Raw genomic sequence first — 12,216 nt, 5'->3', positions numbered from 1 at the left:
CCTCGCCGCGGCCGGTCGTTAGAGGCGGATGATCCGTTTCAAAATCCCCGCCGCGATCGCCGTCGCTGCCTTCGCCGTCTCCGCCACGCCGGGCTTCGCCCAGACCGTGCCGCTCGGCGCCAATCTCGAGCGCTTTGCCTATCCCGCGTCGCTGCGCTGGTATGACGGATCGTCGCAGGGGCAGGCGGTGCGGATGGCGTATCTCGACCTCGCACCGACCGCGCGGGCGAACGGCACGACGGTCGTGCTGCTGCACGGCAAGAATTTCTGTGCCGCGACCTGGGACGAGACCGCGCGCGGGCTGGCGGGCGCAGGCTACCGGGTGATCGCGCCCGATCAGGTCGGCTTCTGCAAATCGTCCAAGCCCAAGGGCTATCAGTACAGCTTCAACGCGATGGCCGAACTGACCCGCGGGCTGCTCGACCGGGCCGGGGCGGGCAAGGTCATCCTGGTCGGCCATTCGACCGGCGGGATCCTCGCGACGCGGTTCGCGCTGCTCCACCCCGAGCGCGTGTCGCGGCTCGTGCTCGTCAATCCGCTCGGGCTGAACGACACGCTGGCGCAGGGCGTGCCCTATACCGATCTTGGCGCGCTGCGCGCCGAGGAGGCGAAGACCGATGCCGCGTCGATCAAGGCGTATCAGTTCCGTAACTATTATCACGGGGAATGGCGCCCGGCCTATGATCGCTGGGTCGCGATGCTGGCGGGGCAATATGCCGGTCCCGACGGCGATGTCGTGCGCGATGCGCAGGCGCGGCTGTCCGACATGATCCAGACCCAGCCGGTCGCGGCCGAGCTGCCGCAGCTGGCGATGCCCGTGCGGCTGATCATCGGCGACCGCGATCTCACCGCATTCCGCGCAGGCAGTGCGCCGCCCGCGCGTCGTCCACAGGTCCAGACCGTGCCGCAGGCGGCGGTGACCGCGGCACGACGCATCCCCGACGCGCGGCTGATCCGCCTCGAGGGGCTGGGTCATGCGCCACAGGTCGAGGCGCCGGCGCGGTTCCTGCAGACGCTGGAGGCGGCGATCGCGTCGTGAGGCGCGCGGTTACTGCGCCGGCTTGATCCAGCCGTGCATCGCCATCCAGCGTGCGAATTCGTCGAACCAGCCGGTGCTCGTGGTGGTCTTGGGATACATGCCGAAGCCGTGCCCGCCCTGTTCGAACAGGTGAAACTCGACCGGGCGTTTGGCGGTGCGCCAGCTGTCGATCAGGCCATAGCCGGCATTGCCGAACAGCGGATCGTCCGCCGCCAGCGCGACGAACATCGGCGGTGCGTCGGCGGGCACCGTCATCGCGCCGAGCGGGCCGTAGATGTTGCCGATGAATGCGGGCTTCGCGTCCTGACCTGCCAGTGTTGTCGCCATCGTCAGCATCGCGCCCGCCGAAAAGCCGACCATGCCGATGCGCGCCGGATCGACATGCCATTCGCCCGACCGCTTGCGGACGAGCGCGAAAGCCGCGCGCGCATCGGCGATCTGCGGCGTGAGGCCCGCCATCATCGCCGCGGGATCCCGGCGCGGCGGGGTTGCGCCAGCGGGGGCACCAGCGGGAGCGGGACGTGCGAAGGTCTCTAGATCCGCCGGCGTCTGGTTCAGCCGGTATTTGAGCACGAACGCGGCGACGCCCCGCGCGGCGAGCGCGCGCGCCACGTCCCAGCCCTCATTCTCCATCGACAGCGTGCGGAATCCACCGCCCGGCGCGACGATCACCGCGGTGCCGTTGGCCTTGGCGGGATCGGGCAGGACGGGGGTCAGCGTCGCGACCGTGACGTTGCGCGCGAACACGCTGCCATATTGGCTGTGCCAGGCTTCGGGGGCGGTCGCCCCGGGGAGTTTCCCGGTGCCGAGGTCGATCGCGCCGGGCTGCGCGGGGATGGCGATCGAGGCCATGGTGTCGGAGGACTGCGCCAGCGCAGGCGGGGCGACTGCGATCGTCAGGCCGACCAGCCATGCAAGACGACGTCGTGCCCCTCGAACGACTTCGTTGCCGCGACATCCGATGCGCATATCCGCTCTCCCCTTTTCGACTGTTTTCGGGATGATATCGATAGCGCTATCACTGCACAATGGTGGCCGGACGCTTTTTCCTTGCGATCGGCGGTTGTCGGGAAGGTCAAAGGCCGGCGCGGTAAATGACTGCTGCAATGCGCACAGACTTTGCTGCGGTGCGGCAATGTCGAAGGGCGTAAAGGCTCAGATCTTTGGCGAACATCCTTGCGCGCGATGGCGGGCGTTGCTGGTTCATCTGCCGCGTCCGGCCGTCGGGTGAGTCTCGCTGGTCCGGCTGTACTTGCGTAGAGCGTCGGCCGCGATCGTCGCTTCTGTAGAGACAGTGCGGACCGTGCGGCTCGCGGCGTGGCGAACCGTGTCTCCGTGCGGCGTGGGGCGCTGTGTCGGTTTGGGACAAGCCATTGCCCCTTTTGTAAGAATCTGAGCATGGGGCGGACGACGCGACGACAGCAGTGGGGCCGCAGGATGCCGGATTTCGCAAGAGACTGTTTGAAAGCCAGAAATGACGGCCGTATCGCCGCCAGCGATCCGGTCGCCCATCTCGCGCTTTGCCCCTATGACGAGATTCGCGATCCAGTGCTGCGCGCGATGTGGCAGGATGGGTTTGTTGTCACGCGTCTATATGGGTCAGAATCTTAACTCAGATTACCCGGCCGTGACGACGACCGTGACGGCGGGAATCCGCGATGGCGATGCCGGAATAGTATCCGCAGCCGTGCGACGGCGCCCGGAGGTGCGCAACCTCTCTGGCCGGTTAAGCAGCGTTTTAAGCAGGTTGCGGCCGGAGGCAGGCCATTTATCGTCACGGGACATCGTGAATAGGAATGAACGGCAGACCCATGCCAGACCAAGACCCGACCCCCGACTATGAGCGGCTGACGATCGACGCGCTGGCCGCGGCTGCGGCTGCGGAGACCGACGAACAGCGTCACCTGCTCCTCGATCAGGCCGCGATCTACGCCGCGCTCGGCGAGAAGACCCGCGCTATGCGCTAACTGGGCGCTAGACGCTGTCGGGGCCGCATCAGCCCCAGTCTTCGAGCTTGCCCAGAACCGTGCGCGGCACCGCCGTGCCGAAGCGATAGGCTTTCGGACGTTCGGGATCGGTGAGCCGGTTCGCCGCGAATTGCTCGATCCGCGCGGACAGCCGGGCGGGGTCCTGACCGGGGTGCGGCACGACGAACGCCTTCAACCGGCCATTGCCGTGCAGCCGCACCGCGACGTCCGCGACACCCTCCATCGTCCGCAGCACGCCGGCGACACGCCCCGGCCAGACATTGTGCCCGGCGACCTGGACCGCCCCATCGCGCCGACCGTCCGGGCGAATGACGCGCTCGCCGAGACGCGCGACATGGTCGGGCAGGTCGTGGAGCCGGCCGTCGCGGTCGACGAGCCGCCAGCCATCCGGGTCGGCGGCCGTGAGCTGCCAGCGGGGTAGCAGGTCATAGCCGAGCGCGGGCAGCGTGCGGATCGCGATACCGCCGGTTTCGGAGGCGCCGTAGATATCGACCAGCCCGGCAAGCCCCGCCGCGAGCAGCATGGCGGCGACGGCGTCGTCGAGCGGCCCGGCGGAACTGGCGCCGACGACATCCCCCGGCCAGTGGCGCATCATCCGCGACAGCGCGCGCCACTGGTCGGGCACCGCGACGACGAGATCGCCCGCCTCGAGCGACAGCGGTGCGCCGATTGTCCGCACGACGACGGGAACGCCCAGCGCGTCGGGCAGCAGTGCGGTCCAGACCAGCCCGTAGAGATGATCGGCGGGGACCAGTGCGACGACCCGGCGCCGATCGGCGAACCGTGTCGCGAAGAAGGCTGCTTCTTCGAGCAGGTCGGGGACGGCGTGGACGCACAGGCGCGGGCTGCCGGTCGAGCCGGACGTCCGCACCGCGATCCGGTCGGTGCCCGTAGCGTGCGCGCGCAGGATCCAGTCGGTCCAGGCGCCGACCGTCTGCGGCGGACCCTCGCCGAGCGTATCGTCATCGAGGTCGAACGCCTCCGCCAGCGCGCCCAGCGCGCCGAGCTGTTCCATCGAATCGAGCCCGAGGCCCTCGTCGCCGATCGGCATCATGTCGGGCCAGTCGCCCCGTGTCGCGGCGGGCGGCGCGGGATCGCGCAGCCGCGCCATCTCGGTCCCGACGACCGCGCAGGCGATGCGGTGCACCGCCGCGCGCGACAGTCCGGGCCGGGTCACGCGGTCGCGGTCTCGCGCGAGCGGACCCGGTTCCGCCCGGCATGCTTGGCGGCGTAGAGGCGATCATCCGCGAGCGCGAGCAGCGCTTCGATCGAACCGTCGGTTTCGTTCAGCGTGGCGCAGCCCAGGCTGGCGGTGACGTGCAACCCACCGCGCGGCGTGTCGACCGCGATGCCGGCGATCGCCGCGCGCATCGCTTCGGCAAGCGCCGCCGCCTGATCCTCGTCATACCGCGGCAGCAGGACGCCGAACTCCTCGCCCCCGAGCCGCGCGAATATCCCGCAGGGCGGGAGCAGCGCGGTACACACATCGGTAACGCGGCGGAGCAGCGTGTCGCCGACCGGGTGGCCATGCGTGTCGTTGACCGCCTTAAAATGATCGAGGTCGAGAACGATCAGCGACAGCGATTGCCGCAACTCGCGCCAGTGCCGCTGTTCGCGTTTCAGCACCTCGCCAAAATGCCGTCGGTTGGCGGCGCCGGTCAGGTGATCATGGTTCAACAGGCGGCGCATGTCCTCCGCCGCCTCGCCACGCCGCGGCACGTCGCGCAGGATGACCGAGAAGCCGGAGGCGCGCGGCTCGCCCCGTTCGGATCGCGCGACGACGAGCCGCTGGCACCAGTAGCGCTCGCCATCCGCGCGCTGCTGCCATCCCTCCTGGAGATGCCAGCCCTCGCGCGTGGCGATCAGCAGCTGCTCGTCGAGGCGAAGATCGCCGCCGCTCGCCTCGCTCCCGCCGATCTCGGCGAGGTGGCGTCCGATGACATCGGCGGCGGCGTGTCCGGTCTGGCGGGCGAAGCAGGCGTCGGCGGACTGGATCTCGCCGTTGGGCGTGATCGTCAGCGCGGCATAATGGCTGACGCTGTCGAGCAGGGTCGCAAACCAGGTATCCGCCTGACGCAGCCGCGCCTCCTGGGCGACCTGTTCGCTGATATCGGACAGCGTGGCCATCAGTCGATCGGGGCCGAGCTTGACCAGAGTGCACGCCAGCACCTTGGGCGTGGTGGTGCGCCGTCGCGCGGCGAGATCGACGAAGATCCGGTGGCCGTCGCAGATCCGGCCCGTCGCCGGCGCATAGGCAGCGACGATGCTGCGCAACTCGGGCGCATGATGTTCGAGCGCGGCAAACAGGTTACCGGGATCGCGCGGCCCGGCGAGCGGCAGGAGATGCTGCATCGCGTGCGGGTTCATCATCGCGATCGCGCCGCTGCTGTCGCACTCGATCAGGCCGACGGGGCAGGCGTACAGAAACTCGAGAAGCTCTTCCTCGCTCGACCTATCGCTCATCGAAGCGGCTTAGCGTTCGATGAGGATATAGCGGCGCGCAATGCCGGGTGTCGCGAGCAGACGCAGCCGGACCCTGGTCGGGCGCATCCGCAGCGTCAGGACATAGGGGACGATGTCGTCGATCTCGGGCTCGTCCTCGAACCGCTGCGCGACCATGAAATTGTTCATGCACTGCGCCACCGCATCGAAGAACGGCACGCCCATGACGGTCGCGGGATCAAGGCCCGACATCCGCGCCTCGGTCGCGTTATAGACCTGGACGAGCGTGTCGGCTTCGAACCCGACCACCCCGAACGGCAGGGTGTCGCGGTCCTCGACGCGCATCGTGTCGAGCTCGGGCAGCGCGACATTATCAAAACTGTATTGTTCCAGTACCATAGCCACGGTCTCCCTGCGACAGCGCTATGGGGCGGCGGGGTTAAGCATAGCCTAAGATCATCTGTTTCTTACAACGGCACGCACGTGACTCGCGCCTCGACCGCGAACCGGACGAGCTGCGCCAGACTGGTCGCGCCCGTCTTGCGCATGAGATGCTCGCGGTAGGTTTCGACCGTGCGCGGGCTGATATCCAGCCGCGTCGCAATCTGTTTCGCGGTCAGCCCCTCGACGATCTGGCGCAGGACCTGGCGTTCGCGGTGCGAGAGCGAGGCGAGGCGCTGCTCGAGCAGGGTCGACTGCAGGATCCGGTCGCGGACCGCCGCCACCGCGCCGAGCAGCCGCTGCGCCTCGAACGGCTTTTCGAGCAGGTCGGCGGCGCCCGATTTCATCGCCGCTACCGCCATCGGGATATCCGCGTGACCGGTGACGAGGATCACCGGGTCCGACCGGTCGAGCGATGGGAGGGTCTGCAGCAGCTCGAGACCGCTGAGGCCGCCCAGCGCGACGTCGCTGAGGATGATCCCGGGCGGAAGCCGCGGGAGGTCGCGGATGAACGCCTCGACGCTTGCGAAGGATCGGGTCTCGAAATCCTCCAGCGCGAGGAGCATTTCGAGCGAGCGGCACATCTGGGGCTCGTCATCGATGATGTAGATCGGCCGGTCACGCGGCATGGGCGACCATTTCTCCACTGGACCCAATACCAGGACGTTGCGGCAACGAGACGCGGAAGGTCGCGCCGCCGTTGCTGTTCGTCGCGGCGGTGATCGTCCCTTCATGCGCGTCGACGATCGCGCGGCAGATGGCGAGCCCGACACCGAGACCATGGGGCTTGCTGGTCCGGAACGGGGCGAAGATCGCCTGTTCCTGGCCGGGTGCGATGCCGGGGCCGGTGTCCGAGACGGTGATCGTGCACTGCCCAACTGGTCCCGAAACGGCGCGCAGATCGATCACGCGGATCGCCGTGTCGGACACCGCATCGGCCGCATTGGCGATCAGGTTGAGCAGGACCTGCTGGATCTGGATCGCATCGATCCACAATTCGCCGAGATTGGGCGCGATACTGACCTTCAGCTCCGCTTGGGCCTGACGGACCGCGAGCATCCCGAGCGTCGCGCCCTCCGCGATGATGTCGCGTGCATCGACCCATTGCGCTTGCAGGGGGCCGCGCTCGACGAACCGGCGCAGCCTTTTGAGCACGGCGGCCGCACGGAAGATTTCCTGGACCGCGCCGTCGAGCGCCGCGCCGACCTCGCTAGCGTCGCGGCCGCGCGCCAGCGCCGCCTGCGCGACGGTGGCGAAGTTCGCGGCGGTCGCCAGCGGCTGGTTCAGTTCATGCGCGATCGCCGAGCCGAGCTGGCCGAGCGCGGTGGCGCGCGCGAGCTGGTGGAGCTCCGCCTGCAGCAGCGCGAGCCGTTCGGCGGCGGCGACCTGTTCGGTCTCGTCACGGAGATGGAGCGTGCGCAGCCCGGTCGCGGCGAACGGCAGCGGCCCGCTCGACAGCGACAGCGCGAGACGCGTGCCATCGGCGCGGCACAGCGCGTGCGCGGTCGGGGTGTCGCCGGACAGGTCGGGCAGGCCGGGAAGCAGGTCCGCGAGCCGCAGGCGTCCGGTATCGGGGTCGGTGATCCCCAGGATGCCGCGCGCGCTCCGGTTGATCGCGAGCACGTCGCCCGCCGCGTCGACGATGATCATCGCCGCGGGGGTGGTGTTGAAGATCGAGTGGAGACAGAGTTCGCGCTGGTGCGACCGGCGCTGCGCGAGGCCGGCGCGCTGGCGCAGAAGGGTCATGCGACCGCCGAACAGCGCGAGGACGATCGCAAAACCGGTCACGACCAGCGTGTTCAGCGGCGTCACGAGCGGATGGTGCGCGCTGAACACCAGCGCGGTGGGGATCGTCGTCGCGGCGCCCACGCACGCGGTCAGCGCACCCCCCAGGACGGCGCCGATCGCGATCGCCGCCAGCGCGAAGGTGAAGGGCAGGTCGATCCCGAACAGGTGGCGGCCGACCGCCGTGGCGACCAGCGCGGCGCTACCGAAACCGACGCCCTGCAGCAGGTTCCAGCGCCAGTCGGACGCGGTCTCCTGCTGGTCGACGATGGCCCATAGCCGCTGCACGATCGCTCCAAATTCGAATCCGCCGGAAAGAACCAAAATGCTACGCTTTCCGCATAGGGGTTTCCAGACACCGGCCGGGGTCTTCGTGCAGTGCAACCGTCTCAAATTGAAGCAAAGCCGGTGTGACGGTCATGGTGTGCCAAGCCTGAACAGACTGTCTGGGGTCCGTATCCGTACGGACTTGCCTAAGACCCGGCGTGGTCGCAGCCTCGGCCAATGGTCTAGGCAGCTTTGGTAAGATTATCGCGTAATATTACAAAAACATCCAATGGAGGGGCGTCATGAATGAGCAGATCATTCGCAATGATGAATTGGATAGATCCAACGCTATTGTCGCAAGCAATGCCGAAATATTCCGCTACGCCATATCGAGCATTCTCAGCCAGCAGCATCTAGCCGATACGGTTCTGACGACATCGAACTGGAGCAGCGTCCAGGCGCATCTCCTGAGGGCGCACTGCACCAAGCTCGCCGTCATCAATACCGATGTTCTGAACGGCCAGGGTCACGGGATGATGCGCCGGCTGCGCCTGTCCTACCCGCACCTTCGGATCATCGTCGTCGGGCAGACGCGCGAGCGGATGAAGATCCTGTCGCTGATCAGCGCGGGCGCGCACGCCTATATCCTCGAATCCATGCCGATGGACGAGATCGCCAAGGCGGTACGGATGGTCGCCGCGGGCCATATCTACCTGCCCGACATGGTCGGCGACCTGTCGGCGCCCGAACCGGACTCGGTGCGGGCCGAGGGCGCGCTCACCCGGCGGCAGCAACAGGTGCTGCAACTGCTCGTCGGGGGCGCGTCGAACAAGGAGATCGCGCATGCGCTGAACCTCGCCGAGGGGACGATCAAGGTGCATCTGTCGGGGCTGTTCAAGGCGCTCGGGGTGCACAACCGAACCGGTGCGGTCGCGTCGGTGCATGCGCAGGCCTATTGAGCCGGCCTGCAGCCATGCCGCGCGGCGGCCCGCCCGGGCCCCGCATCGTCCATGGTCTTAGACCGAGCGGCCTACTTGATCCTGCAGCAGCGTCTGGCACCTAAATACCGGGAAATCGGGCAGATATTGCGCTGCGCGAACGTCATGGGGATAGTCGATGGAGCGCCGGGACTTTCTGAAGATTGGGGCCGGCGCGACGACGGTGGCGCTCGCCGCGACGGCGCAGCAGATGATCACGCCGACCGACACGCCGCTCAGCAGCCCGGCGCCGACGCCGATGTCGCTATCGGGCTCGTCCGATCTTGCGCAGTCGCTCCGGCTGGTCATCGAGCCGGTCGAGAAGGAGATGATCGACGGCAAGATCGTCTACATGGTGTTCTATTTCCACGAGAGCGGCCAGCCACAGCCGGTGTTGCGGTACCGCGAGGGCGAACCCGTCGCGCTCAGCGTCACGAACAACGACCTCGTCCCGCACGGTTTTGCGATCACCGGCATCCCGCAGGCGACCGTGCCCGAAATCCCCCCCGGCCAGACGCGGCAGGTGCCGGATTTCGTCGCGCCGGTCGGCGGCTCCTATCTCTATCATGATCCGTATGAGCCGCCGCTCAACCGCATCCTCGGGCTGCACGGCGCCTTCATCGTCGACCCTGCGCTGGGCACGACGGTTGCGGGCTCGGCGACGCCGTTCAGCCGCGCGATGCACACGCCGCAGATCGCCGCGGTGTTCGATGCGTTCGGGCGGCACCCGCGGTTTCCCGGCGAGCGGTGGAAGGCGGGGGATCCGGCCCGCGACAAGCTGTGGCTGTTCTCGCAGACCGATTCGGCGATCAACGCGCGCGTGGCGGCGGGGTATCGGATATCAGGCCAGGCGCTGATCGATGCGTTCCTGCCCGATTATTTCCACATCAACGGCCTGAGCGGGTTCGATACCGCGGTCCACGACACCACGGCCAGCGTCGACAGGGCGGCCGCGCAGGCGATCGAGCCGGTCGGGAAGCAGGGGCAACCGACCTTGCTCCGGGTGATGAATGCCGGGCTGTGCACCCATTCGGCGCACATCCACGGCAATCACCTGTTCGAATGTACCGAGGCGGACGCGAGCGGCGTCCCCTATTGCGAGACCAACGTCTATGAACGCGACGTGTGGATCATGCGGCCGATGGACCGCAAGGACATGATCCTGCCGTTCGAGCGGCCGCCCGACGTGCCGGTCTGGCCGCCGAGGGAGGAGCCGTTCCCGCTGAAATACGTCATGCACTGCCACACCGAGATGTCGCAGACCGCGGGCGGGGGCAATTATCCGCAGGGACTGGTCACGCACTGGACGATGACCAGCCCGATCTACGCCTTCTGATCCGGTCGAGACGATGGGGAATGACCATGGGCGATGAGAGTATCAGTCCGTCGGGGATCGACTGGACCAAGACCGCGGCACAGGGCGTCACCAATTTCCAGACGTTCGGCTGCAACGTCTTCAAGGCGAGCCTGCCGACGCCCGACCGGCTGACGCCCGACATCAGCTTCGTCCGGCAGGTGACGACCAGCGGCAATCTGGTCGCGCCCGACGGGGTACGGCTGCGCTACTGGGCGTTCGAGGATCCGGCGAGCGGCGTCAAATCGCCCTATCCCTCGCCGCTGATGCGCGTGCGGCAGGGGCAGATCGTGCATGTCACTTTGCTCACCGCCAAGCATGCGCACACGATCCATCATCACGGGATCGAGCCGACGACGATGCATGACGGCGTCGGGCATGTGTCGTTCGAGGTGGCGAACCAGTTCACCTATCAGTGGAAAGCGTCGAGCCCCGGCACCTTCTTCTATCACTGCCACCGCAACACCCCGCTGCATTTCGAGATGGGGATGTTCGGCGGGCTGATCGTCGATCCGCCGGAGGGGCCCGGCTATCTCTATTCGTCGCCGATGGCGAATGCGCCGTACCAGCGCTATCAGGTCGAGCGGCTCTGGGTGTGCGACGACATGGATGCGCGCTGGCACAATGTGCTGAGCAACAACCATGATGCGGGCATGTGCGGGGAGAATGTCGGGTTGAACCGGTTCGAGCCCAAATATTTCCTGATCAACGGTGTGTTCCCGACCAAGACGATGACCGATCAGCGGGTCGCGGCCAAGGCGCGGGTCGGCGACACGATCCTGATCCGGCTGCTCAACGCGAGCTACTCGATCCTTCGGGTGACGTTCCAGGTGCCGGTGACCTGCGTGTCGTGCGACGGGCACCGGCTGGGCAAGGAAAACTGGAATGCGCCGATCGTCTTTCCCGCGGGCACGCCGATCGAGCTGACCAGCGCCGCTCGGCTCGATTTCCTGATCACCGCGACTCAGCGCGGCGCGATCAACGCAACGATCGAATATCTCCACTGGATCACCCGCCGCGTCCAGGACAATGGCCGCGGCGTGGCCAAGACGCAGATTGTCGTATCATGACCACACCCCCGACCCGATCCGCCCCCCCGTCCGCCTCCCCGTCCGCACGTCCCGGCCATGCGACGCATGCGGCAATGCCCACGCAGCTGGGCGGGGCGTTCGACTTTTCCGATGTCGCAGGCCGCCCGATCGGTGCGGCGGACTTTCGCGATAAATGGACGCTGCTGTTCTTCGGGTACAGCCGCTGCCGCGCGAGCTGCCCGATGGCCATTCCGCGGATGGTGCAGACGGCGGAACGGCTGCGCCAGTCGGGGATCGCGGCGCGTGCGCTGTTCGTCGACATCGACGTGCCGCCGCTCGGCGTGGTGCGATTCCGCCGGCCGGGCGCGGCGGCGGCGATGGCGCTGCAGGCGCCGCCGCATCACGGCCATGGCGAACTCGACCGCATCGCCGCGATGCGCGCGCTGGCCAAGAAGTTCGACGGGCGGCTGGTCGTGGCGACCGGCACGCGCGCGCAGCTGAACGCCGCGACGCAGGCGTTCAACGTCGCGCGTGAACATATCCCGCCAAGGCCCGGCGAGATGGGGCACAGCATCAACCATTCCTCGCTCATCTATGTCCTCGCGCCCGACACGCGTGTCGCGGGCTATGCGATGCACGACCAGCCCTCGGTCGCGCTCGAGGACATGATCCGTCATCTGGCACGCCGCCGGGGCTGACCCGGCGGCTTTCGTGTCCAGTATCGTCTCGACCGGCCGATTTGCTCGCCGGATCGGGACCCCGCCGCCGGAAAGAGCCCCCCCTCACTGGCGGCGGGGTAGCGCCGCGCGTGGCCCCGCTCGACCTCGCACAGACCGGGATTCGATGCGTGTTCGGGTCCATCGCCAGGCGGCGCGGCCGCGAACCCGGCCGT

At 67.7% G+C, this 12,216-nt stretch carries 12 protein-coding genes; 6 read left to right on the top strand and 6 right to left on the bottom strand.

What is annotated here, in order from left to right; all coding sequences use genetic code 11:
- The first annotated feature begins 28 nt into the window (after positions 1–28).
- Positions 29–1,039, top strand: coding sequence for an alpha/beta fold hydrolase (locus tag IFS44_RS11865; RefSeq protein ID WP_192098570.1), 1,011 nt, complete (start codon positions 29–31; stop codon positions 1,037–1,039).
- A 9-nt stretch (positions 1,040–1,048) separates the two neighbouring features.
- Here the strand turns inward: IFS44_RS11865 and IFS44_RS11860 are convergent, their stop codons facing one another.
- A complete protein-coding gene (locus tag IFS44_RS11860) occupies positions 1,049–2,008 on the bottom strand; it encodes an alpha/beta hydrolase (protein WP_192098569.1) in 960 nt (319 codons plus the stop codon).
- Positions 2,009–2,850: 842 nt separating this feature from the next.
- On the opposite strand from IFS44_RS11860, the gene IFS44_RS11855 reads away from it, so the two are divergent.
- Positions 2,851–3,006 carry a hypothetical protein gene (locus tag IFS44_RS11855; RefSeq protein WP_192098568.1) on the top strand — a complete coding sequence of 52 codons (156 nt, stop codon included), beginning with the start codon at positions 2,851–2,853 and terminating at the stop codon, positions 3,004–3,006.
- A gap of 28 nt (positions 3,007–3,034) precedes the next feature.
- On the opposite strand, the gene IFS44_RS22780 is transcribed toward IFS44_RS11855, so the two are convergent.
- The 5 genes from IFS44_RS22780 to IFS44_RS11830 all read right to left on the bottom strand — a co-directional run bounded on the left by IFS44_RS22780 (position 3,035) and on the right by IFS44_RS11830 (position 7,983).
- Positions 3,035–4,204 (bottom strand): AMP-binding protein, encoded by a 1,170-nt coding sequence (locus IFS44_RS22780; RefSeq protein WP_192098567.1) that lies wholly within the window; start codon positions 4,202–4,204, stop codon positions 3,035–3,037.
- Positions 4,201–5,490: a sensor domain-containing diguanylate cyclase gene (locus IFS44_RS11845; RefSeq protein ID WP_192098566.1), complete on the bottom strand. Its 1,290-nt coding sequence runs from the start codon at positions 5,488–5,490 to the stop codon at positions 4,201–4,203. The genes IFS44_RS22780 and IFS44_RS11845 overlap by 4 nt, the downstream gene beginning before the upstream one ends.
- Before the next feature lie 9 nt (positions 5,491–5,499).
- Entirely contained in the window at positions 5,500–5,868 is a 369-nt protein-coding gene (locus IFS44_RS11840; RefSeq protein ID WP_183937015.1) for a phosphonate transporter, read from the bottom strand.
- Positions 5,869–5,936: 68 nt separating this feature from the next.
- A complete protein-coding gene (locus IFS44_RS11835) occupies positions 5,937–6,539 on the bottom strand; it encodes a response regulator transcription factor (RefSeq protein ID WP_192098565.1) in 603 nt (200 codons plus the stop codon).
- The gene (locus IFS44_RS11830; protein ID WP_192098564.1) at positions 6,529–7,983 is read right to left on the bottom strand and encodes an ATP-binding protein; all 1,455 of its coding nucleotides are present in this window, start codon (positions 7,981–7,983) and stop codon (positions 6,529–6,531) included. Before IFS44_RS11830 ends, IFS44_RS11835 begins: the two co-directional genes overlap by 11 nt.
- Before the next feature lie 281 nt (positions 7,984–8,264).
- Here IFS44_RS11830 and IFS44_RS11825 point away from each other — a divergent pair, with 281 nt between their 5' ends.
- From IFS44_RS11825 to IFS44_RS11810, 4 genes are all read left to right on the top strand, one after another.
- The gene (locus IFS44_RS11825) at positions 8,265–8,921 is read left to right on the top strand and encodes a LuxR C-terminal-related transcriptional regulator (protein WP_031441816.1); all 657 of its coding nucleotides are present in this window, start codon (positions 8,265–8,267) and stop codon (positions 8,919–8,921) included.
- 157 nt (positions 8,922–9,078) lie between these two features.
- A complete protein-coding gene (locus tag IFS44_RS11820; RefSeq protein ID WP_192098563.1) occupies positions 9,079–10,275 on the top strand; it encodes a multicopper oxidase domain-containing protein in 1,197 nt (398 codons plus the stop codon).
- A gap of 26 nt (positions 10,276–10,301) precedes the next feature.
- Positions 10,302–11,363 carry a multicopper oxidase domain-containing protein gene (locus IFS44_RS11815; protein WP_192098562.1) on the top strand — a complete coding sequence of 354 codons (1,062 nt, stop codon included), beginning with the start codon at positions 10,302–10,304 and terminating at the stop codon, positions 11,361–11,363.
- On the top strand, positions 11,360–12,022 hold the full coding sequence (locus tag IFS44_RS11810; RefSeq protein WP_192098561.1) for an SCO family protein: 663 nt from the start codon (positions 11,360–11,362) through the stop codon (positions 12,020–12,022). Before IFS44_RS11815 ends, IFS44_RS11810 begins: the two co-directional genes overlap by 4 nt.
- Positions 12,023–12,216: the final 194 nt, after the last annotated feature.

The organism is Sphingomonas sp. CFBP 13706 (assembly GCF_014842355.1).
Classification (GTDB): Bacteria; Pseudomonadota; Alphaproteobacteria; order Sphingomonadales; family Sphingomonadaceae; genus Sphingomonas; species Sphingomonas aerolata.
Note: the sequence above shows the minus strand (reverse complement) of the source record. Positions and strands in the feature narration are given on the sequence as shown.

Excerpts from the sequence above, each read along its gene's own strand:
- IFS44_RS11865 (WP_192098570.1), top strand. The coding sequence starts at position 29 with ATGATCCGTTTCAAAATCCCCGCCGCGATCGCCGTCGCTGCCTTCGCC.
- IFS44_RS11860 (WP_192098569.1), bottom strand. The coding sequence starts at position 2,008 with ATGCGCATCGGATGTCGCGGCAACGAAGTCGTTCGAGGGGCACGACGT.
- IFS44_RS11855 (WP_192098568.1), top strand. The coding sequence starts at position 2,851 with ATGCCAGACCAAGACCCGACCCCCGACTATGAGCGGCTGACGATCGAC.
- IFS44_RS11845 (WP_192098566.1), bottom strand. The coding sequence starts at position 5,490 with ATGAGCGATAGGTCGAGCGAGGAAGAGCTTCTCGAGTTTCTGTACGCC.
- IFS44_RS11840 (WP_183937015.1), bottom strand. The coding sequence starts at position 5,868 with ATGGTACTGGAACAATACAGTTTTGATAATGTCGCGCTGCCCGAGCTC.
- IFS44_RS11835 (WP_192098565.1), bottom strand. The coding sequence starts at position 6,539 with ATGCCGCGTGACCGGCCGATCTACATCATCGATGACGAGCCCCAGATG.
- IFS44_RS11825 (WP_031441816.1), top strand. The coding sequence starts at position 8,265 with ATGAATGAGCAGATCATTCGCAATGATGAATTGGATAGATCCAACGCT.
- IFS44_RS11820 (WP_192098563.1), top strand. The coding sequence starts at position 9,079 with ATGGAGCGCCGGGACTTTCTGAAGATTGGGGCCGGCGCGACGACGGTG.
- IFS44_RS11815 (WP_192098562.1), top strand. The coding sequence starts at position 10,302 with ATGGGCGATGAGAGTATCAGTCCGTCGGGGATCGACTGGACCAAGACC.
- IFS44_RS11810 (WP_192098561.1), top strand. The coding sequence starts at position 11,360 with ATGACCACACCCCCGACCCGATCCGCCCCCCCGTCCGCCTCCCCGTCC.